This is a genomic window from Schaalia hyovaginalis, assembly GCF_014208035.1.
Classification (GTDB): Bacteria; Actinomycetota; Actinomycetes; order Actinomycetales; family Actinomycetaceae; genus Pauljensenia; species Pauljensenia hyovaginalis.
Genome location: NZ_JACHMK010000001.1, coordinates 232,208 through 252,508 on the forward strand (window position 1 = coordinate 232,208; position 20,301 = coordinate 252,508).

The 20,301-nt window shown below is 64.9% G+C and carries 31 protein-coding genes; 6 read left to right on the forward strand and 25 right to left on the reverse strand.

All coding sequences use genetic code 11. The features are described 5' to 3' along the window. Positions 1–43: 43 nt before the first annotated feature. The 14 genes from HD592_RS00990 to HD592_RS01055 form a co-directional block, all read right to left on the reverse strand. Complete coding sequence (locus HD592_RS00990; protein ID WP_184451334.1) at positions 44–304, reverse strand: hypothetical protein; 261 nt, start codon at positions 302–304, stop codon at positions 44–46. Beyond that, positions 304–1,209 carry a phage major capsid protein gene (locus tag HD592_RS00995; protein WP_184451335.1) on the reverse strand — a complete coding sequence of 302 codons (906 nt, stop codon included), beginning with the start codon at positions 1,207–1,209 and terminating at the stop codon, positions 304–306. Before HD592_RS00995 ends, HD592_RS00990 begins: the two co-directional genes overlap by 1 nt. Positions 1,210–1,251: 42 nt before the next feature. Beyond that, positions 1,252–1,731, reverse strand: coding sequence for a hypothetical protein (locus HD592_RS01000; RefSeq protein ID WP_184451336.1), 480 nt, complete (start codon positions 1,729–1,731; stop codon positions 1,252–1,254). A gap of 143 nt (positions 1,732–1,874) precedes the next feature. Beyond that, on the reverse strand, positions 1,875–2,072 hold the full coding sequence (locus HD592_RS01005) for a hypothetical protein (protein WP_184451337.1): 198 nt from the start codon (positions 2,070–2,072) through the stop codon (positions 1,875–1,877). Continuing rightward, positions 2,069–3,331, reverse strand: coding sequence for a VG15 protein (locus tag HD592_RS01010; RefSeq protein WP_184451338.1), 1,263 nt, complete (start codon positions 3,329–3,331; stop codon positions 2,069–2,071). Before HD592_RS01010 ends, HD592_RS01005 begins: the two co-directional genes overlap by 4 nt. A gap of 157 nt (positions 3,332–3,488) precedes the next feature. Then, positions 3,489–4,925, reverse strand: coding sequence for a phage portal protein (locus HD592_RS01015; protein WP_184451339.1), 1,437 nt, complete (start codon positions 4,923–4,925; stop codon positions 3,489–3,491). Beyond that, positions 4,922–6,412, reverse strand: coding sequence for a terminase (locus tag HD592_RS01020; RefSeq protein ID WP_320658360.1), 1,491 nt, complete (start codon positions 6,410–6,412; stop codon positions 4,922–4,924). Before HD592_RS01020 ends, HD592_RS01015 begins: the two co-directional genes overlap by 4 nt. After that, a complete protein-coding gene (locus HD592_RS01025; RefSeq protein WP_184451340.1) occupies positions 6,366–6,593 on the reverse strand; it encodes a hypothetical protein in 228 nt (75 codons plus the stop codon). The genes HD592_RS01020 and HD592_RS01025 overlap by 47 nt, the downstream gene beginning before the upstream one ends. A gap of 274 nt (positions 6,594–6,867) precedes the next feature. Beyond that, positions 6,868–7,194, reverse strand: coding sequence for an HNH endonuclease signature motif containing protein (locus HD592_RS12540; RefSeq protein WP_184451341.1), 327 nt, complete (start codon positions 7,192–7,194; stop codon positions 6,868–6,870). Positions 7,195–7,323: 129 nt separating this feature from the next. Beyond that, the gene (locus HD592_RS01035) at positions 7,324–8,085 is read right to left on the reverse strand and encodes a MerR family transcriptional regulator (RefSeq protein ID WP_184451342.1); all 762 of its coding nucleotides are present in this window, start codon (positions 8,083–8,085) and stop codon (positions 7,324–7,326) included. Continuing rightward, a complete protein-coding gene (locus tag HD592_RS01040; RefSeq protein WP_184451343.1) occupies positions 8,082–9,263 on the reverse strand; it encodes an HNH endonuclease in 1,182 nt (393 codons plus the stop codon). Before HD592_RS01040 ends, HD592_RS01035 begins: the two co-directional genes overlap by 4 nt. A 396-nt stretch (positions 9,264–9,659) precedes the next feature. After that, the gene (locus tag HD592_RS01045) at positions 9,660–9,887 is read right to left on the reverse strand and encodes a helix-turn-helix domain-containing protein (protein ID WP_221437789.1); all 228 of its coding nucleotides are present in this window, start codon (positions 9,885–9,887) and stop codon (positions 9,660–9,662) included. Between the two features lie 53 nt (positions 9,888–9,940). Beyond that, entirely contained in the window at positions 9,941–10,291 is a 351-nt protein-coding gene (locus tag HD592_RS01050) for a hypothetical protein (RefSeq protein WP_184451344.1), read from the reverse strand. Next, positions 10,288–11,340: a BRO-N domain-containing protein gene (locus HD592_RS01055; RefSeq protein ID WP_221437790.1), complete on the reverse strand. Its 1,053-nt coding sequence runs from the start codon at positions 11,338–11,340 to the stop codon at positions 10,288–10,290. The genes HD592_RS01050 and HD592_RS01055 overlap by 4 nt, the downstream gene beginning before the upstream one ends. A 323-nt stretch (positions 11,341–11,663) precedes the next feature. Here HD592_RS01055 and HD592_RS01060 point away from each other — a divergent pair, with 323 nt between their 5' ends. The 3 genes from HD592_RS01060 to HD592_RS01070 are packed head-to-tail and all read left to right on the forward strand — an operon-like array spanning position 11,664 to position 12,949. Then, positions 11,664–11,852, forward strand: coding sequence for a hypothetical protein (locus HD592_RS01060; RefSeq protein ID WP_184451345.1), 189 nt, complete (start codon positions 11,664–11,666; stop codon positions 11,850–11,852). Next, complete coding sequence (locus HD592_RS01065; RefSeq protein WP_184451346.1) at positions 11,849–12,238, forward strand: hypothetical protein; 390 nt, start codon at positions 11,849–11,851, stop codon at positions 12,236–12,238. Before HD592_RS01060 ends, HD592_RS01065 begins: the two co-directional genes overlap by 4 nt. Before the next feature lie 18 nt (positions 12,239–12,256). Continuing rightward, the gene (locus HD592_RS01070) at positions 12,257–12,949 is read left to right on the forward strand and encodes a hypothetical protein (protein ID WP_184451347.1); all 693 of its coding nucleotides are present in this window, start codon (positions 12,257–12,259) and stop codon (positions 12,947–12,949) included. Between the two features lie 60 nt (positions 12,950–13,009). On the opposite strand, the gene HD592_RS01075 is transcribed toward HD592_RS01070, so the two are convergent. The 8 genes from HD592_RS01075 to HD592_RS12550 all read right to left on the reverse strand — a co-directional run bounded on the left by HD592_RS01075 (position 13,010) and on the right by HD592_RS12550 (position 16,410). Beyond that, a complete protein-coding gene (locus HD592_RS01075; protein WP_184451348.1) occupies positions 13,010–13,372 on the reverse strand; it encodes a hypothetical protein in 363 nt (120 codons plus the stop codon). Then, positions 13,369–13,941, reverse strand: coding sequence for a hypothetical protein (locus HD592_RS01080; RefSeq protein WP_184451349.1), 573 nt, complete (start codon positions 13,939–13,941; stop codon positions 13,369–13,371). Before HD592_RS01080 ends, HD592_RS01075 begins: the two co-directional genes overlap by 4 nt. A 71-nt stretch (positions 13,942–14,012) precedes the next feature. Next, positions 14,013–14,429, reverse strand: a complete 417-nt coding sequence (locus HD592_RS01085; RefSeq protein ID WP_184451350.1) for a hypothetical protein — start codon at positions 14,427–14,429, stop codon at positions 14,013–14,015. Then, positions 14,426–14,782 carry a hypothetical protein gene (locus HD592_RS01090; RefSeq protein WP_184451351.1) on the reverse strand — a complete coding sequence of 119 codons (357 nt, stop codon included), beginning with the start codon at positions 14,780–14,782 and terminating at the stop codon, positions 14,426–14,428. Before HD592_RS01090 ends, HD592_RS01085 begins: the two co-directional genes overlap by 4 nt. Then, the gene (locus HD592_RS01095) at positions 14,779–15,021 is read right to left on the reverse strand and encodes a hypothetical protein (protein ID WP_184451352.1); all 243 of its coding nucleotides are present in this window, start codon (positions 15,019–15,021) and stop codon (positions 14,779–14,781) included. The genes HD592_RS01090 and HD592_RS01095 overlap by 4 nt, the downstream gene beginning before the upstream one ends. Next, positions 15,022–15,504 carry a WhiB family transcriptional regulator gene (locus HD592_RS12545; RefSeq protein ID WP_184451353.1) on the reverse strand — a complete coding sequence of 161 codons (483 nt, stop codon included), beginning with the start codon at positions 15,502–15,504 and terminating at the stop codon, positions 15,022–15,024. A 100-nt stretch (positions 15,505–15,604) separates the two neighbouring features. Further along, positions 15,605–15,919: a hypothetical protein gene (locus tag HD592_RS01105; RefSeq protein WP_184451354.1), complete on the reverse strand. Its 315-nt coding sequence runs from the start codon at positions 15,917–15,919 to the stop codon at positions 15,605–15,607. A 140-nt stretch (positions 15,920–16,059) separates the two neighbouring features. Next, positions 16,060–16,410 carry a helix-turn-helix domain-containing protein gene (locus HD592_RS12550; RefSeq protein WP_184451355.1) on the reverse strand — a complete coding sequence of 117 codons (351 nt, stop codon included), beginning with the start codon at positions 16,408–16,410 and terminating at the stop codon, positions 16,060–16,062. A gap of 27 nt (positions 16,411–16,437) precedes the next feature. On the opposite strand from HD592_RS12550, the gene HD592_RS01115 reads away from it, so the two are divergent. Continuing rightward, complete coding sequence (locus HD592_RS01115; protein ID WP_184451356.1) at positions 16,438–17,022, forward strand: hypothetical protein; 585 nt, start codon at positions 16,438–16,440, stop codon at positions 17,020–17,022. 10 nt (positions 17,023–17,032) lie between these two features. On the opposite strand, the gene HD592_RS01120 is transcribed toward HD592_RS01115, so the two are convergent. From HD592_RS01120 to HD592_RS01130, 3 genes are read right to left on the reverse strand one after another with little or no spacing between them, the layout of a single operon-like run. Beyond that, positions 17,033–17,497, reverse strand: coding sequence for a hypothetical protein (locus HD592_RS01120; RefSeq protein ID WP_184451357.1), 465 nt, complete (start codon positions 17,495–17,497; stop codon positions 17,033–17,035). 8 nt (positions 17,498–17,505) lie between these two features. Then, positions 17,506–17,643 (reverse strand): hypothetical protein, encoded by a 138-nt coding sequence (locus HD592_RS01125; protein ID WP_184451358.1) that lies wholly within the window; start codon positions 17,641–17,643, stop codon positions 17,506–17,508. Then, the gene (locus tag HD592_RS01130; protein WP_184451359.1) at positions 17,643–18,047 is read right to left on the reverse strand and encodes a helix-turn-helix domain-containing protein; all 405 of its coding nucleotides are present in this window, start codon (positions 18,045–18,047) and stop codon (positions 17,643–17,645) included. Before HD592_RS01130 ends, HD592_RS01125 begins: the two co-directional genes overlap by 1 nt. Before the next feature lie 180 nt (positions 18,048–18,227). Here HD592_RS01130 and HD592_RS01135 point away from each other — a divergent pair, with 180 nt between their 5' ends. Next, positions 18,228–18,797, forward strand: a complete 570-nt coding sequence (locus HD592_RS01135) for a hypothetical protein (protein WP_184451360.1) — start codon at positions 18,228–18,230, stop codon at positions 18,795–18,797. 24 nt (positions 18,798–18,821) lie between these two features. Further along, positions 18,822–20,264, forward strand: coding sequence for an HIRAN domain-containing protein (locus tag HD592_RS01140; RefSeq protein WP_184451361.1), 1,443 nt, complete (start codon positions 18,822–18,824; stop codon positions 20,262–20,264). Positions 20,265–20,301: the final 37 nt, after the last annotated feature.

The window sequence follows — 20,301 nt, forward strand, 5'->3', positions numbered from 1 at the left end:
GCGACCTCCTATCGTCGAGTGACGGTGACTACCTGGTGGCTTGTCACCAGGTCTCCTCCGACTGGGGCTTGGGCGTGGCATTCCTGCGAGTGCGCTTCGGCTTGGGCGCCTCCTCGGGCGCCTCCTCGGAGGGGGCCCGCGGGGCCTCCACCGCAGCCCCTTCGGGCATCTCAGGTGCCTCGGGCTCCTCGGGCGCCTGGGTGTCGTCACGCACCCAGTCGTTGCCGAGGAGGCAAGCGGTCGTCTCATCGACGAGAGCGACGCATCCCGTTCCCTGCTGCACGAGTCGGATCATGTGCTGCATCACGCCTCCTTGACGAGGGCGAAACGCTCGGTGAAGACGTACCAGCCGTAGACGATCTCGAGGCGCAACGCGATTTGGTTCTGGCGCTTGAGGTCTCCCTGCCCGTCCGGGTCGCCGAACTGGATGAGCTCGAGCGGGAGCTCGCGCTGGACGCCCCAGCGGATGCCGTTCTGGAAGTCACCGACGATCGCTCGCACATTCGTGTCCGCGGCCTCCGGGACGCCCGAGACCGTGTTTCCCTGGGAGACGGGCAGCCCCATGAAGTCGGTGACGTTCGTACCGAATCCGAGCTGCGGGTACCGCTGCTGCGAGGTCGCCCCTGAGCCGTCCTTGACCTTGAGGGAGGACAGCGCCCACGAGAACTTCGGGTCGAAGGCCGCGCCGTTGACGGATTCACCGGCCGCGACGAGCAGACCAACCGCAGCGCGGAAGTCATCGTCAGCGTCCGCCGAGGAATGAACGACCGTCTTCGTGGTCGCACCCAGGTAGTTCTCCCACGAGGTCTGCTCGCCCGTCAGGGGGTTGATCCGGTGGTACAGGCCCAGATCGAGCGCCCTCGAAAGGGCGATCTGTCCCGAATCGGCGAGAGCTTTGAGGACACCGAGCTGGTAGTCCTCGTCGGCCCACATGACCTCCTGGTTGAAGCGCATCGTCACCTGCGCCTTGTGCGGCTTGGCCGTCACAGAGGTGAACGCTCCGGTCGTGTGCCCCTTCTGCGCCCCCTCCTCGACGAACTCAGCCTTCGGGAAGTCGTTGAACACGATGTAGTCGGTGTCCCCGAACCGCATCGGCTCACGGCCCGACAGGGCGGCGACTGTGGACGTGGTGCGCGCCTTGACGATCATGCCGTCCGCGATCTCGCGCGGCATGAGGACCTTCGCATTGGTGGTAGAGAAGATCGCCATAGCGAATCACTCCTTCAAGAATTGTTGAAACGAAACGATGAGTCAGGAGCCGAAGAGCTGGCGCACCGCGAGGCGGCCGCTATCGGCGGTGGCCGTGTCCGGCTGGCGCCCCGCAGTGGGAACGACCATCGGGCGAGACAGGAGAGGAGCGAGCACCTCAGCATGAGACTTCAGATCCTCGAGGCTCTCACCCCGCAGCGCGTCTTCCGGAACGCCGGTGTCAGCCGACACCTGCCGCTTCCACGCCGATACCTGCGCCGAATGCTCAAGATCCGCGAGCTTCGCCTTCGCCTCGGCAACATCGGCCGCGAGCGCCTCGGACTGCTTGCGCATCGAGGTGAGCTCACGTTCGGCTGCGCGCCGGGCTCTGCGCTCGGCGTCGAGGGCTTTCATGCCCGCCTCTCCGAGCTCGGTGGCGGCGTCCTCGGGAGGCGGGGTCTGCGCGGGCGTCGCGCCCGGCTTCTCCTGCGCCTGAAGAGTCGCTTCCGCGGGCTCGCTGTGCGAGTCGGTCTGTACGTTCATGCGGGTCTCCTCTATTCATGGGGTGGCCCCATCGCGGGGCCTGCGGGTACAACAGGCCCGCCGTGGCATCGCACCAGGCGGGCATGAAAAGACCCCCGACCAGACCGTGGCCTGGTGGGGGTGAAGCGGATGATGCGGTGAGGCTACTTGGGCCGCTCCGCGGGGAGGTTCGGGAAGTATTTGGCGCGTTCCTCGGCTGTGAAGACCTCGTACACGTCGATGTGGTCGAAGAGCCAGTAGAGGTCCTCGCCGGGGCGGTAGTGCGTCTCGGCCATGTGCCGGTAGCCGTCGTTCGGGTCGTCGAGGATCCTGATTTCTTCGGCGACGAATCTGCTGCTCACAGTGCCTCGACCTCCATCTCGATGATTCCGTCGGGGCGCTCGGTGCGTGACCTGACTCGGAACCTGGTTCCGGGAGTCAGGATGAGCTCTCGCTCCGAGTCCAGTCCCGGTACGAATACGGTACCGGTCCTCGCCCGGATGCGCATGATCACCTGGTGGCGGCCCTCGGAGTTGGCGACGAAGTCCTCGGCGACCTTGGCGGACAGGGAGGTGCTGACGAAGCCCTCGTCGTTGAAGATGCTGTCGACTTCGGGCACGTCCTGGAGGCTGAGGCCCCGGAAGAGGATCCGGTTGCGGTCCAGGCGCGATGGGTTCGTGGTGAATAGCGATCGGAGGTTCCTGACGTTCTCACGGTCGTACTCGCTGCCGACGTTGTCCCGGAGGAGACGGTTCATCGTTCCGTATGCCGATCCCGTGTAAGCGTCTCTCGCTGCAAGAGCACGACGCGGCGCAGTGCGGTCTAAATCGTCGAGAGCGTCGAAGAACTCTCGAGCGTTCTCGTCCTCGATGTACTCGCGGTTCCGAGAATCCCTCTGCGCCGCGCTCATCCTGCGCAGCTCATCTGTGATCTCGCGGTCGGTTGGCGTGTGCCCGTCGCCGTTGCGGGCAACCACGTTCGCGCGAGCCTTCGAGTATTGCTTGTAGAGCGCCTCGGGGTCGTAGCCGTCGATCTTGGCCGCGTCCTTCCCGAAGTTCGGAACGATTTGGCAGTCACACGCCCGGTGGCTACTCGCCGCGGCCGTCGCCTTCTCCTTGTATGCGAATCCGCGGGAGGCGAGCATTGTGCACCACGCGCAGGTCGTCCCACCGCGCGGGACCCTCGCCCACCCCGGGTGAGCCGGATCCTCATCGACGGCCTTCGCGACCGTCTCCCGACCCCGGTTCTTGAGCCACATACCGACATTGCCCGCGAGCGCCGCGGTGACCTGGTCACGATCGCTGTCCCACAGGCCGCCGGCGAGGCGGCGGGTGGTGGTGCGCACAGCGTCGGCGTCGATTCCCGTTGCGTGATGCGCCTTGTAGGGCGGCAGCTCAGGGTGTTCGGCCCTTAGCTGGTCGTACCAGGCGGCTGCTGCGGTGGCGGCGACGTCGCCCCACTTGGAGACGAGGGCGGGCATGGCCTGGAGGAGCGCGTCTCGGGTCTGCTCGGGCGTGGCTCCGGAGAGGCGGGCCATGATCTTCTTGAGGTCGGCGATGGCGAGCTCGACGGCCTTGTCCTGGGCGGTGTTGAGGCGGTCGAGGTCGCGGCGATCAGGCATCAGGCCTCCTCCAGGTCGTTGGCCTCCTCAACGGGCAGGCGCAGGGAGACGGGGACGGCGCCCGTCATCTTGATGCCGGTCAAGCCGAGGCGTCGGGCGGCGTCTGCGGGGTCGACCCCTGCACGGACGGCGATCCCGATGGCCTCGAAGCTGTTTCTCAGGTCAGCTGCCGACTCTCCCCGTCCGATGTCACGACGCGGGGGGTGGGGGAGTCGGGCGCGTCGGTTCCAGAGGTGAGGCGTTCGAGGACGGAGGCCGCCCCCGCAGACGCCTGCTCGGATCGGATCTCGTCGATCTCCTCGGTGGACAGGCCCGCCTTGCGCAAAGCCACAGTCGTGTCGGCCACCTGCGGGAGAGCCTGGACGAGCTTGACGATGTAATCCGACTGCGCCGACGGAGACGCCTGCGTGGTCGGCGTGTACTTGACCGCCAGACGCCAGGAGTCCGCCGGCGGCTCGCTCAACCCGTCGCGGAGCATAACCGCGTCCTCAGCGATCCGCCTCAGAGCCGGGATGAAGACCTGCCACTGGTAGTCCGCCTCGGCCGCCAAGTGGGCCTCCGCGGCGAGCATCGCTTCCGCCGAGGTCGGATTCTCTGCGAAGAGGCCGACCGAAGACTGCGGGAGGTTCGTCTCCGCGCAGAAGTTCTGAGCGAGCTGGCGGTACATCTCCAGGTGAGGCCCCATGCTCAGCTGCGGGAACTGCCCTACAGAGGGAAGATCACCGTTCTCGTTCACGTCGAGAGCCAGGAGGCGCCCCATGATCGCGGTCCACCTCGAGTCCTCGGCGAATGCACTCTCATCCGCGCCGAGCACATAGCGTTGAGGGCTCGAGAAGAACTCCGCCGAGGTTTCCGCGCGCACCATCGTGCGCACGGCCGCATCGGTCAGATAGCGGACCTCGCGGCTGATCCGGGAATGCCCGAAGGGACGATTCAGCTGAGGGTCGTACACGAGGGGTTCCACAAGGACCCGGCCGGTCCGATTCTCCACCCGAGTCGTCTTCCACGCCCCACCATCACGGAGTCCTTCAACGATCGCGTCGCGCGTGTACAGGGTCACAGCGCTCGGCTGGCCAAGATCGTCGAGATCCGTGACCGCGAGCGCGGCGGCGAGCGAGCGAGTGCGCCGGTCCCACAGCGCAGTCGTCCAGTTCGCGTCCCGCGCCTGGATCACCACCGGTGGTTCTCCTGGCGCGCCTTGCGTGACGGTGAGGAAGGCGCACGCGTGCTTGTACGCGGAGTTGATCGCCTGGGTGAGTTCGAGCGTGAACCTGTTGCGAGCGAGGATCTCGCCGAGCTCGTAGGCATCGGTTGCCCCATCGAGGGCGAACCCCTCGAACAGGTGCTTGCGTGCCAGGCCTTTGACGGCCTTCGCTGGCCACTTCAGAGCCGCTCGCGTCTTGGCCATCTGCGGAGGGATCGAGATCCCCAGATCCTGGAACGCCCGGTGTCCGTCGTAGTACACGTCAAGGAGCTGATTCTTCGCATGCTTAGCCGCCCACGTCGCGTGCAAGCGGCGCATCATGTCCTGCTCCGCGTCCGTCAGATCGGGAAGGACAATCGGCATCGTCGTCACAGGCGTTGTCGTGGTCATAGGATCACCGCTTTCCTCTTCGATCTCGCACCCCTCGCGCGCCTCTTCGTTGTCCTGACGGCCCAATGGGCCAGCGTCACTGCGTCCAGGCCGGAGCAGGTCGCCCCTTCCGGGGCCTGCCAGCCGAACCCGCCGCCTGATCCGATCCGCCGCCGAGACACGTACTCGGCTTCGGTTTCGAGTTCGCGGTCGTCGAGGTGGGTGAGGGTCTTGTCTCGGATCGCAGCATCGAACATGGCATGCGCTGTGATCACCTCTGCGACGTTGGGAGTGAGGATCATCTTCGGCGGCACTCCTGCGACGCGCAGACGCTCGGCGAGGTCTCCGGCGCCCGCCTTGCCCTCGATGACGATCACGGCGAAATGCTCCAGGTTCGCCAGCAGGTAGTCGACGATCCAGCCGACACCCTCACCCATGCGCCGCACCCCCTGGGCAGTGCACAGCTCGACATGCGTGGCGCCCGCCTTGCCCTGGCGTCCTGCTCTCGCCAATGCGACCGTCGACCCGTCGATTGAGAACCGCGCGCACGCCGCCCACTTCGACCCAGAAACCGGCATACCGATGAGTTCGTTCCACACGCGAGCGCCGATCGCCTGATTCGTGACCTCCGGATCCCAAATCCCCAGGCCCTCGCGACGGAAGGACTCCGGGCCGAGCTGGCGCTTCATGCGCAAGATCGCCGACTCCGGCGTCCGATGAGGGAAGGACGGATTCGCCTTGCGCCACTGCTTGCGGTCGTCCGGATTCGCGTCATCGTCCGCCCCGACCTCCACATAGAGGCCGTCGCTCATATCGCCCGCGAGCGCGCTCTTTCGGAAGATGGTGAACGCTTCGGACGGATCGGAGGGCTTGGGCGGAGTGCCCATGCGGATGATCAGCGGATTCGAACTCGTGTTGGCGGCGGGGATCATGTCGTCAAGGGCCCGCTGACCGAGGATCTGCGCTTCGTCGAAGACGATGATGTCGACCCCGGCGAAGCCTCGCCCGAACCCGCCCTCGCGGGCGCCGAAGAGGATCCGCGACCCGTTGTGGAAGACGATCGCCTGCTGGCCGTTCGATGCTCGAACGGTTTCGATGTAGGAGGCGATCTTCGCCTTGTTGGCGAGCCCACGCATGTAGGCGAAGGTCTCGTCGGCTGTGCGAGTCCTGTGGGCCGTCCACAAGATGAACAAGCCCGATTCCAACGACGCCAAGGCCATGAGCGCCGACCCGATCGTGTAGGTCTTGCCGACCTGGCGGGGTAGGGAGATCTCGACACCGTCGATTCCGGCCGCGTACAGCCCCGTGTCACGCTTAGCGAACACCGCCGCCCCCAGGTCGGTCTGCCACTGGTCGAAGCCCAGGCCCCACCTGGCGGCGCGCGCCCGGATCTTCGGGAACGAGGTCGACACGATCCCCTCGGGCAGGATCAGATGCTTGGCGATCGACGAGAGCCGAGGATCAGACGCCCGTCCATTCCTCGTCGGCGACCTCGGCGTCCTGCTCACGCTCGGCCTCCTTCTCCGCCAGTTCGATCGCGCGGATCCGATCATCGAGCTCGAGCATCCTTCGGCTGATCGCCGCCAAGTCACGCGCTGGAGTTTCCTCATCATCGAAGGTCACCGCCAGGCGAGCCCGCATCGCGACGAGCAGATCCTTCGCCGACCCCTCCACAACCGCGGCGATCACCGACCTGGAAGGAACCCTCCTAGGATCATCCGAATTAATGACTTCCAATACTGCTCTCTCCACCAAGAATCACCCCCAGGCGAACCCCGTTTGACTTTTTGCAATTCAATTCAGTTTTTCGTAATTCGGGACATGTTTCGTAAATGCCGCCTCGGGAAAAAATGAAGGGGAGAGATATCGCTATGCCTCGGGGCCCTGCGAGGCGGGGCGGGGGAGGGGTAAAGGCCCCTCCGACCAGCCTTGATGTTTCGTAATTCGATGGAATTACGAAACATCACCACGTCTCGCTTGAATTCGTCGAGGAAATGTAAACACCTCGATCATTCCGTCCGCCGATTCTCTTTCTTCGCATTCCATTTCCACGCCGCTGATTACAGGAGCGACACACGACTCGAACGTTCTCGATCGTGTCCTCGCCGCCCCGCGACCACGGAATGATGTGATCGACCTCCGCGCTGTTCGCGCTCCGGCCCTTCGAGAAGTCAAGGTGCACGCCGCAGATCGGGCAATCCGTGAGCCCCGCGAGGACGGCCCGTCGCTTCGCCCGTGCGGCGAGGTCGAGCCACTTCTTCGTCCCTGTCCTGCTCGAAGCCACACCCACCCCCCGGTCATCCTGACTAGGCCTGGTCGGCGCCCCCGGATATGCGAAGCGGCCCCCGGTTCTGCACCAGTGGCCACTGATAGCAGACTACACCGTTGCACCCCTGGTTCGCCACCGATCGCCCCCTTGTCACCTCGACGCCTCCACCAGAGCGACCAGGTCGGCCGGCCGGTACAAGCGCCGCCCCGACACTATGGCAACCGGCTGCAACCGCGCGCGCTTACACCATGACCGCACCGTGGACTCCGGGATCGGACGGTGCGACAGAATCTCCGCGATCTCACGGGCACGGGGTCGAGGCACAGGACGCTCACCCGCCCGTCGACGCATCACTTCCCGGGCCTCCTCCACCTCGACCTGCACCCCACACGCGCACGACGCCTCGACGGAGCCCTCGGCGGCCATCAACTCGACCCCACAGGACGGACACCGGCCGACAAACGACAGCACCCGATCCGCCGGCGACGCGAGCCGCTCGAGACGCCCCACCGCATAGCAGAGCTCGTCAACGAGCAGCGGCGCCTCCACCCACCCACCGATCCGATCCCGATACGCAGTGAACACCCTGCGCACCGCAGCCCAGTCCCCACGCGGAACGCAGTACCTCGGCCCCATGACGAACGTCGTCAACGACTGCGCCCACGTCCAAAGCGCATCAGTCATCTCGTCGACCTCGAGCATCAACCCCAGATTCACAGGCTCCCGCGACGACGCAACGCCCCCCGCAGGCTGCATGCCGCGACGAAGACCGCGAGCCGCATACGCCAGATCATCAACCAGCTCCGGCAGATCAGACACCGCCGTCACCAACCGATTCACCGCCGCCCGCGACACGAACTCCCCCTCGCCCAGCAGCTCCCCCGTCACCGGACACACCCTCGCCTCACTCACCCGCGATCCTTCCTCCGCTTCCTCCGCCTCTTGCGACCGGACACACTCCCCCCACCACACGGGGCCCCACCGGCCAGACCAGCCCCTTCCCGGGCCCTCCCAGACCCAGGACTGTCCCGACCCCTCCCGGCCCCACCAGAGCCCGTCCCGGGCCGTCCCGGCCATTCCAGGCCCGGTCCTACTTGACCTGACTCGACCAGTCCCGTCCCTACCCGACCCGGCGATTCCGAATTCGCAGGAGTGGACATATCGGAGTCAATTCGAATTGAATCCGAATTCAATCCGGACTCGGACTCACTCACTCCTCCCGCGTGCTCACCGGACGCGGGCCCAGGATCAGCATCAGCTGACGGTTCGTCGAACGAGCGGTGATCAGCCGTTCGGAGATCAACATCAGCCGGAGATCGACCGGAGCCCGCGGAGCCTTCAACGCTGTCGCCGGCGCCGTCAAGACCCGGGAGCGCGCCCGCCGAGGGCGTGTCTGAGGTCGAGGCGCTCGCAGCATCAGCGGAGGCATCGCTGGTGGACACAGGAGGAATGAGGAGCCCGAGCCCCTCCAGATACTTCGTCGTCGCCTTCCCGTAGCGAGGGCGAGCCGGAGCGGGCACGAGCGGATGCTCTTTCGCCCACGTGCCCGACTCGTCCTTCTTCCGGGCGGAATTGCACCTCCAGCAGGCCACGACCATCGTGTCAACGGTCGCGGCCTGGCCGGGCTTGAGGTGGTCGAGAGTGCCCTTGCGAGCGGACGGCTTGCCCGTCCAATACACCGGCGTCTCGCACCACCTGCACGTATCGCCATCGCGCAGCAGCACGGGCCCCTTGATCGCCGGATCGCGATTGTCCCGGTTCTGCTGACGCTCGTGCTCTATCTCCTCCTTCGTTCGAATGTTGATGTAATCAGGGTTCTCGACGAGCTTAAGCTTCCTCCGCCCGTCGACCTCAACCCAGCTCATGAGACCGACCTCTGTGCACAGGCGAATGAGACGCTCGGACTCGCTGCCCGCATACATCGCGATCACACCCAGATCCACGATCGAGTCGGTGAGGTGCTTGGCCGAGTAGGCGGCGCACCTGAAGACGAAGCCCTGAACCTCATTCATCGTCCGATGATCGAATCCCTCGCACGCCGCCAGATCCATCAGCATCGGGAAGGTATCCGACTCGTCCCCGACCTTCATCCACGGCATCCACTCACCTCCTGCGTCGCCACCCCTGAGCCATAGGACGTTTGGCCTATAGGCCACCCTCTGAAACGAATGGACCACAAGATATGCCGCGTGTCGCGGCTTCGAGCCCCTGCATGTAGTGACTGTCCTGGGTAGTCTTTCTTTGGCACTCGACAGAAGCGAGTGCCAGATTCAGTCAATGAGAGGAGGTGAACAACATGGCGAAGAAGAATTCCGGGCACTATCGCTCGGCCATCACCGGTCGCTTCGTAACAACGAAGTATGGAAAGAGCCACCCCGACACGACGGTCAAGGAATCCGAGTAACCAGCTTGATACCTTGATCTTCGGATCTCGTTGCAGGGTGGCCTTGTGACCCATCGTAGTCGCGAGGCCACCCTGCTTCGCCTTATTCGGCCACGTTTCCATCACGGGTCCCCATCCATTCGTCGAGATCTGCAGCGCGATAGCGAATGATCTGCCCACGCCTGGCGAACTTCGGGCCGTCACCGGACCGTCGCAATCGCGCGAGCGTTCGCTTCGAAACGGCGAGGTGTTCGGCTGCTTCCTCTGTCGTCAGCCATGCACGCCCGTCACGAATGCCGACTCCGATTGCTTCCGCATTCCATTCCGTCAATTGCCTCACCTCCTCAGTGATTCCCCTCTGTGCATCTGCGAATGCCTCGCGATTCACATCTCCACCAGCTTCCACTCGTCGCCGAACACGTCCCACAACTCCAACTGGACCGGCGCCAACTCGGCACCACGATGCCCCTCCCGGAAGCACGCGCACCGCCCGTCATGACTGACCCTCGCGTCGAAGAACGGCGCCTGCCCGAACGCGGTGCCTCTGGACCTTCCGACCCACCCGAGAGGCATGTCCTTCAACTTCTCCTTCCATGCCGGTGGCGTATCCGGACGCTCGTACGGGCACATGTCATGCCGACCCTCTTCGCAATGTCCGCACTGGCCGTACTGGCACGGGCACAACGCGTTCCCGTCGGCGCCCCAGATGATGTCCTTGACTCGAATGGCGCTCATGCCCGCACCAGCTCCCCGCCCTCCACGGCCGCGACGAGCTCCTCGTTGAGGCGCAGGCCCCGATGATGCAGCCAGCGGGCGAGCGCCACCTCGGGCGCGCCGGGACGGACCCGGGGGCGCTCCCTGCGCAGCCCCTCCGCGTCGAGAGAGGCGTGCAGGTAGATGAACTCCTTGCCTTTCGCGGTCGGGTGCATGTGCTGGGGCCCGTTCTTCACACGGCCCTTCGCGTCCCTGCCGCGCGCACCCCGCTGATCGATGAGGAGGCCCTTGCGGTAGCAGAACTCGAAGAACTCGCGGGCCCCGACATCGGAGAAGTAGTGCTTGTGGAACTCCGTCAATGTCAATCCCTCGGTCGCTTCGATCGCGCGCACCGTCTGCGCGGCGGCCGCGGCGCGCTCCTCGGCGGCGATCGCGCGGGAATGGGCTTCGGTGATGATGGAGTTCGCTTCGATAAGGGCGGTCGCGAGCAGCTGCTCGCGGTTCATCGCCGAGGGCGTGGCCGGCGCCTGCGGTGCCGAGTACGAGCCCGTCCGCCGGATCGAGGGCAGCACCTCGTGCGTGACCCACCGCTTGAACGGACGAGCCCCCTCGACGCGGGATCGGAGGATCGCGGAGTAGAGGCCTGACTCTGAGATCATGATCATCTGCTGTTCTCCAGAGGGGGTCTGCCAATTTGACAGACCCCTCTCATCGGGGTCGAGGTGTCTGGTCATCGCAGAGGCCTCGGAGTATCCGAGGATCTTGGCGACGTCCGACGCGACGAACCAGGGCTCGCCCTCGTCGTCGAGGTGAACGCGGACTGGCGCCTCGCCGTAGAAGCGCGTGAGGTCACGCATGGGAGCCTCCTTTCTGACTGTGGGAGACGGTGCGGGCCGAGAGGCCTGGGCGGCGCGCAGGCGCGCATTGCGCTCCTCGCGCAGACGGCGCAGCCCCTCGGCGCGGGCGAGCTCGGCCGCGATCCGCACATCGAGATCGAGAAGGACGCGCTCCTTCTCCTCGACCGAGGCGAAGTAGCGGCATGAGGGTGCACGAAAGCACGGAGATGTCATGAGAGACGCTCCTTCGGTCTACTGAACCAATAGGTGCGACCAGAGCGCCGTTTCTAGCGGCGCGCAGGTCGGGAGCTAGAAAGCCGTCAGTAGCCGGCCCCGGGTATTCCCCCGCTGGGCGGGGTCTTGTATTCCCTCGGACTCCCGACGCGCAAAGCGCCGACAAAGAAGCCGCTCTCACGAGGCGGCATCCGCTACTGATGGATTTTCTAGATCCACCGCAGACGATACCAGCCACCGAGGCGCATGCGTGCGATTCTCCTTCGTGTCGAATGTTTAGCCCCCCTTGACTCCTGATGTTTAGCGTCGCTATACTTTGATGCATGAAGCGAGTGGACCTCATGAAACGCCTGGCAACCATCGCCAAACAGCGCGGCGAGGAACTCATCGTCGTCGAAGGCGGGAGCCACACGAAGGTCCGGATCGGCCAGGCGATCACGATGGTTCCCCGGCACCGCGAGATCTCAGAGGGAACCGCTCGAGGAATCATCAAGAAGATGGAGGAGGAATGACGATGGAAATCATCGCCCGCGTCTACAGGGACGGCGACTGGTGGGCCGTCGAGGTCCCCATCAACGGAAGCATCGAATACACCCAGGGCAAGACCCTCGCCGAAGCGCACGCCATGGCCACGGACCTCGTCGCCTTGTGGGCCGACGAACTCGACGACGATGCCCTGCGCGCCGCTGAAGTCGTCCTCGCCGTCGACGGCGCCGTCAAGCAGACCGCCGACGCGGTCAAGATCGCCGCAGCCGAACTCGAGACCGCCCGCGAACACGCCCGTGCCGAACAGATCCGCGCCGTCGCCGCGCTCCGCGAGGAAGGCCTGACGATGCAGGACATCGCCACCGTCCTCGGCGTGACGAAAGGCAGGATCTCCCAGCTCGCCCACGCCTGAACGCACCGAGGAATCCCGATGAGTGAATACAACCCCATCCACGAACTTGCCGACTTCATCGAAGCCCTCACGTCCACTGGAGGGAATGTCAACGCCGCCCTGACCGAAGTCGCCCTCGACAGTGAAGACCTGTGGGACGCTCACGCGAGAGGCGTGGCGGCGTACTTGCAGACGCGCGAACTGCTCATTGCATCCGGTCGCCTGGACGCGAACGCGAACGTCCTCGCGGAGATCCGAAACGCTCTCATCGCCCCGAACGCCGCCTGGGACAGTCACAGCGTGCCGACAGTCAACCCTTTCGCGTTGACCGCGCTGCGCAACGTCGCCGACGCAGGAGATATACATGAGCTACTTCCTCCTGTCCTCGGCGCTGAGGAACTCGACGCCCTGAAGGAAGCCCTTGAGGAAATACGCGAGGTCATCAGCGCTGCCACGGAGCTCCCAGGCAATATCTGCGGCTACCTTCGCTACCTCATCAACCGATGCCTCGATATCCTCGCGGGTGAGGCCATCGACTTCGTTGCCCTTCGCTCGATCACGCTCGAACTGCACGGTCTGGGGATCCCAACAACCCCGCACCTTGCGCAGGAACGCCGCGAAAAATTCACGAACGCGCTCCGGCGCGTGGTCGGCGCCTGGTTCACCGACTTCACCACCTCCGCAGCGGCTGAACTGGCCGCGAATACGGCGACAAAACTCATCGGAGGATAGCCCCGACCACAGGTTGTCCTTTCCGTCCATCACGCCCTCCTTTCCTCGAGCTCGTCAGTTTCAGTCGGCGATGACGCCGGTCGCCGGATCGACTTCGCCGTCCTCGGTCAGGACGGTCCGCCCGCCGACGACGCGGAACCCGATCGTCGTCTGGTGCCCGGCGTCTTCGAGGTTGCCTTCCTCGCCGATTCGGAACTCGTGCGGATCGCGCTTGAACTCGGGAAGACGGACGGCGATCTTGTCGATGATCTCGACCGTGTTGTCCGACGCGAGAATGACCTTCAAGGTCAACGAGAGCTGGCCCGCCCTGCCGGTCTGCTGAACGCGCTGGACGACCTGGCGGAGCTCATCAGAGAGCTCATCCACGGTGTGCCCGTCGCCGAGCAGACCGAGGACCTCAACGAAGCTCGTGTCCCCGCTCATCGCAGTTCCTGACCGTCAGCAATGTCAAGGATTGACTCGACAGCCGTCATGAGACGCTGATTGTCCCGAGTTCGCAGAAGCGAGACCGATCTCGCGGCACGGACGAGATCCTCAACGGCGAAGCGAGGAAGCGCCACCATCTCGTCACATGTCGTCAGCCGCCACCCGACGGACTGCGAAATCGTCCATCTACCACCATCGACGTAGCTCATGGGGATGAAGTAGGGCCCGAAGTAACGTGCCGGCCCGTTGTAACGGCCGCCACCGTCGCCTTGATGGGACTCGATGTAGTAGAGACCCGGAGCGGCAGGCCAATCGGCCTCGAGGGATTCATCCCCGACTCCCGACTCCACGCCGAGGTCATCCACATTTGCGCCGGCGTCTTCGATGTCCGGATCCTCAAGGTATTCGACGACGGCATTGTCATCGTCGTAATCGTCCTCGGAGGTCGGGATCAGCGACACCTCGGCGGCGATAGCCTTCACCCTATCGTCGAGGAGATGATGCAGGTTCAGGGCCGCATCCAGGCGCTCCTCAAGCTCGAGAATCCGATCCTCGACGTCGAACATCCGAGCCTCCACGGTCGACCGGCGATCCGACCTCCCGTACTCGAACGAATGGCATCGGCATTCATTGCGCGTCATTCTTGTGCGCCTCCAATCGGTGTCAGCGTGAGGGCGACACGATGCGCCCCCACTGGAAGAGTCGAGATCGGCTCACCGAAGACGTGATTCGGACCGAGGACATGCCGGTAGTCGTCATCCTCGAACACCCCGGCATCACGCAGACCGTCCACAATCGGCTTCGTCGTGTCCGCCGCATTGTTCGGATCAAAGGTCCGCTGGACGCGCCCATGAATCACCGCATCCACACGCACCAAGCCCTCCATGCGGCGCAGCCTGGCCGAGCGGGCGAGCATCGCAGCGCGCAAGCGCACCGCCGCAACCCTGCGGGCCCGCGCATACGGCATCAGACGATCATTCGCCGAAAGCCACTCATTCGACGGCACATCGACGATGAGCGACTGCACCAGCTGAGATTCACACGATTCACTCACGACTCCACCCCCGGCTTCAGCTGCTCGGCCTTGTCCTCGAGGAAGTCGGCGAGCTCATCGATCGCCGCCTCCCGCTCCAGCATGGACGCGACGCCCCGCGTGTCGCGGATCTGGACCGCCACCGAAGCCGCGGCCACGATCCAATCCACCAGCACATCGACCGTGTCAAACAGGTACTGCAAGTCCTCAGGCGCCGCATCGTAGAACTCGGCCCACACTCGTTCGCGATCCGCCTCAGACGCTCCGACATGACCAGACTCCATGAAGCGGATCTGCATCAGCCGGTCCACCACCTGCCGACGCACCTCGTGAAACTCCTCCCCAGCACCATTCATTCGATCCTCCTCAGTCACGACGCCTGCTCCTCACGCCCCTCGTCGGCCTCGTCATCCCACGACGCCAAGGTCGTCTGGTCGTAATGCCGACGCGCAGGCTCTGTCTGCTTGACGACGTGATAGCTCGGCTTGTCGCAATACACGGTCTGGCGATACGCCGCCTCCGGACGACGTACACCCTCGACCCACGGGACGATCAGCACGGTCTTTTCAGCCCCACAACGAGACGAGCCAGACGGATAGGGGGTCAACGACATTCACGCCACCTCCGCCCGTTTTTCGCCGGCAGGAACAATCGCCCGGAACTCCTCGCGATGAGCCCTGAGGAAACGGTCGTAGCACCTGGTGCACATGCCCCTGGCCTTCTGCGGCGCGACATGAACACCACCACGCTCCTGACCAGGCCCCACCAGCAGACGACCGCACCCGCCCGCACACTCGCGCAGAGCCGCGACATCCACGCCCTCCAAGGAGCCCGCCTCCGACAACTCGATGCGACGCCGGCGACGCTGGTCCTGAGTCAAACCGCCGGCGACCCCCCAGATATCCGACGCCCTTCGCACGGCATCATCAGCGATCACCCACCTGCGACACTCGGCAACCACCGGGCAGGATCGACATACCGCCAGCGTCTCTTGCGTGCTCTCACGGCCCTCGAGAAACCACCACCGAGGATCCATGCCGGGCCGCGCACACGCCGCCAGATCCCTCCAGAACACAGAATCCTGCTCACCGCCCATCGCGATCCCACCGATCCCACGCGAGAATCGCCAACGCCACCACACACGGGCCCACAACGACCGACAGGGACGACATCACAACCACCATCAGATCCACGCGTCACCACCCCTGCCACGGATCACGCAGCTCCACGACAGCCATCCGCGCCGCCTGCGCAGCAAGCGCAAGGCCGACCAGCCCCACCCACGCAGGCCACCCCTGGGGGTTGTCCGGCCCCTCCATCGAGAACCCCAAAAACAGGGCCACCGACATCAAGATGAACATCGTCTTCACCCTCGCGTTCATCGCCAGTCCCCCCACGCGCTCCGACGCAGCCCCCGCAGCCACACCCACAGGCGCCGCGCACGCGACCCCGGACGCCCCGGAGCCGACGGCCGCAACAACCCACCAGGGCGCGCCCTCCTCAACGTCCACTTGCTAAGCTCATTCATGAGTCCTGAATTTCCTTTCCCGACTCCCGCCTCTCGGCACGTGCAAGGCGCCGAGAGGCATTTCCTTTCCCATCCGACGACCCAGGGGTGCCATTCCTGTACACGGGCCGACGACATTGACATTCACGCGCCCCTGGCGCCCTTCACCCCGAGCTGGCGACGACGACGCGACCGCGGCATGAGCGGCGCGATCGCCCCAGAGAAATCCGCGTACTCCTCCAGACGCAGACTCGCCGCCTGAAGACGCGCAGCCCTTTCTTCTTCGGCCGCCGCCAAACGCTTACGCCGCTCAAGAACCGCAGACTCGGGGATCCGCCACCGGCCGCGCTTCCCCGGCGACCGATACGCTCCTGGGAACTCCCCAGCAGCACACAACTGCGACACCGACTGCGCGCTCACCCGCTCAAGCTCAGCGACCTCACGAGTCGTCAACACCCGCTCAACCAGCCCAGCGAGCTCCCTCGCACCGCTCATCGGGTATCCCCCTCGGTAGGGTCGGGATTGGAGAACACCGGCGCGCTGGAAGCACCGCCGACACCCACCGAGGAGGAAGACATGGAAGTGAATGCGGCAATCGCAGAGCTCGAACCCGGATCGCTCGCAGAATGGGCCGGAGTGCTCGTCACCGTCGCCATCGCGTTGATCTCAGGCCTTTTCGCGCTCCGGCGATCCCACCGATCCAGAAGCACCAAGAGCGACACGACCACCGCGAAGCACACGACAGACGCAACAACCGGAAGCCACTCCCAGACGAGCTTCAGCGACGAGCCCAGCGGAATGAAGAGCGACGCCGCATACACCCACGTGAAGACAGAACGCCCGCGCGTCGAAATCACCTGGTCTTCGAAGAACGCCCTCACGATCCGGAACCGGCAGCTCACGCCCCTCTCCGTCGACCACGTCCGCAACCGCGACGAGTTCGTCCGCCTCGACCTCGACGACCGCTTCACGCTCGACCCCGGACGGTCCATCCGATGCCTGGCACTAGGGGCCTGGGGACAGCCCATCCCAGATGAACTCGTCCTGGACATCGTCGGAGAGGACTCGCCGCTCGTCGTTCCGATCCCTCCGGATCCATTTGCCTGACTGACACCGCTCATCGGGCATCCCCCTCGGTAGGGTCGGAGGTGCCAACCATTCGCGGCCCACGGCCGCGACCATCACCTACCGAGGAGGACGACTCATGCAGACGTTCGACGACCGCCTGAAGGAAGCGATCAGCAACATGGCAAGCGGTACGAGCCGAGCCGCGGAGCTGAAGCGAACCGCCAGCAACCCCGAAGTGCGCGAGCTCGCCAAGGCTGTCCACTTCATCGGCTACGGTGCCCAACAGGTCGCCCTCGCCCTCCTCGAGGACCGAAAGAACCGACCGAGCGGCATCTAGGATCGCGACGCACATCTGGCGCTTCGCGGCCGCCTCGACGAGCGCGGTGATCTCCGCCCCGGTGAAATGGGGCAGCAGTGCACTGATGACCGGATCGACGACGCTGCTGGGGAGGTGGCTCTCGATTCGCATCAGCTCTGCGACGAGTCCGTCACGGATGTCTCCGAGGGCGCGCATATCGAGACTCATGCTGTCTCAACCGCCCTGAGCGCGTAGCGCTCACGCCACACGCGGTCCATGAGGGGCCGGTCGGCCTCTGTGTAGGCGTAGACGCTGCGCACCTGGCCGTTCGACAGGTCGAGATCTTTCTTGAAGAACGGCATCACGCCACCGCCTTCGCTCGAGCTAGAAGGTCCGCGAGCGCGGCGCGCAGTCCTTCGACTTCGTCCGCGAGCGCGGTCGCGTTGTCCTGAAGCTTCTCGACGCGGCGCTCGAGGTTCTTCGCTTCGATCTGCGCTTCGGTCCACTCGGAATCGAAGTAGCCGTCGCGGAGGAGTGCGATCTGGGGGACGACGAGCGCTTTGGCGATCTTTGTCAGCAGCACTTCGGTCAGGGCCCTGTGGCCGTTCTCGATGTTCCGCAGGTGCGGTGTCGAAATATGAATCTCTCGCGCAAGTTCGTCCGGATTGAGTCCGCGTATCTCACGCATCGTTCTGATCGTCGCCCCGACTCTGCGCCACTCTTCGTTCGGCGAATCTGCATGTTGCGCTTCCATGTGCAGAACCATATGACACGTTCAGAATCGCGTCAAGCATTGATGCTGAATCATGCGCATGAACTACGTATTCATGCAGGTCAAATCCCAAGTTCATAGCCGTAACTACGTCGTTGTGTTTCGGGAGAGGTGCAGATTGTTTCAAGCTGTCGCTTGCTTGATGATTCATTGTGATTCGGTCACGCTTGTGTCATGAGTTACGTGGAACCGGCCCAGCGTCTCGGCGACTCGGTCTTGGCGCGGCGTCTCGAGCTCGGGTTCTCGAGTCGCGGGGCGCTCGCGAGTGCTGCCGACTTGTCTGTTCGCACTCTTGATCAAGTCGAGAATGGCGGTCGTCCGTCGTACGCGGCGAAGACACTGATTGCGCTGGACAAGGCCCTCGAGTGGGCTCCCGGTTCGGCGCAGGCGATCCTCGACGGCGGAGAACCGACCCCTCTCGCCCCGGCCGCGCCGACGCCCGGCCCCGCCCTCGCCGATGAGGCGGCCGCTGGTTCTCTTGCCGAGCTGCTCATCGGGGAATCGGCCGACGAGCTCGCCGAGGATGAGCTCGCCGAGGTCGAGTCCGTCGCCCGGGCCGCAGCCCTCAAGAGGAAGCGCGAGATCCTCGCCTCCCGCCCTGCATCCCGTCCCTTCGAGCCCGCTGGCGAGGCCGAGGAGGAGATCCCCGACTTCGCCCAGCTCGCCGCCCGCACCGTCTCCCGCCGCCCCGGCTGGGACGCCTCCCAGGCCGGCACCGACGCCGGCGAAGAACCCCAGGACTGATCACCTCATCGAAAGCCCGCTCGAATGCTCCGCAAGATCCTCAGAGTCCTCCTGACAATCGCCCTCCTCGGAGATCTCCTCATGGTCTTCGGCGGGCTCATGATGGTGGCCGCGCCCCCCGCTGGCCAAACCCGCGGCGAGCAGGTTCCTGCGTTGCTCTTCCTCGTGTTCGTCGGGCTCGCGCTCTTCTTCGGTATCGGTGCCACGTTCACGAAGGAGGAACGCGAGAAGAACCGCCAGATGGCAGAGGAGCGGAAGAGGATGAAGCAAGGACTCTTCGGCCCGGCGACACCAACGCCAGAGCCGCAGTCACCTGTAGCGCCCGCTCCTCGTCCCTATGCTCCTGACGCCGCTGGAACTGCCGTCCCCTCCGGGCCGCTCGTCATTCCCGCACCTGATCCGGTACCAGTACCCACGCCCACGCCGGTGCCGTCGCCACAGTGGACGTTCGCTCCCGCCGCTCCGGCTGGACGTCGTGGGCACATGGAGGGGCGCAACTGGGTTCCCCCGCTTCCCGGCCCCAACGCCCTGGACCCGTGGGGCCGGTGCGAGGACGCGATCGATGTCGTCGGGGAGAACTACCGCAAGGGAGTCTTCGCCAAGATCATGGGTCGAGAACCCGGCTTCCGCTCCGAATCAGGCGCAGTCATCAACGATCCCGCGATCCTCGTCTTCGACGGAAGCAACCCCTACTCCAAGTCGCACCTCGCAATCGCCGTCTACGTGCGCGGCGCACACGTCGGCTACATCCCCGAAGACCTTGCCCGAGTGTGGGGCGTCGTCCTGCGCGACCTCGCCGCCGAAGGCTTCGACCTGAAAGTCAAGGCCCGCACCTGGGCCAAGATGAACGGGTACGGCGAACACGCCGCCGTCACCGTCCACCTCCCAGCAGCCGACGCGCTCCGCCCCTCCAACGGACTGCCCGCCGCCCCGCACGTCATCATCCCAGCAGGGAAGAAGCGCCAAGTCAGTGGCGAAGAAAACCATATGGACGCCCTCGCCCCATTCATCATCCCCGGAGGGGTGAATCACGTCTCCGTCGTCCTCCGCTCCGTCACCGAGGTACGCCCACGATCCACGGCAGAACTCGTCCAAGTCGAACTCGGCGGCAAACGAGTCGGCCGGCTCACCGACCTGCAATCAAAGAACCTCCTGCCGCTCGTCAAGTACATCGAAGCCCGCGGCAAACTCCCCGTCGCCCGAGCCGACGTCATCGGGACCGCCCTCAAGGCTGACGTCATCGTCATGACCGCCGATGCCTCCGAGGTCTCTCACGAATGGCTCGAATCCCTCGGCCCTGAAATCCCCACCCCGACAGAGGTCCTCCCCGGACCAGACTGGGACTGGGACGACGACCCCGAAACCCCCGACGAGGCTGTCCTGCGGGTGCGCCGCGAGCGCGAGAGATGCGAGAACGGTGTGCATGAACATGATCGCGTCGGCGTCAGTGAAGAGCCGCAGGAGTAGCGCGCCCTCCACTGTTGCAATGTGACATCTTGCGATA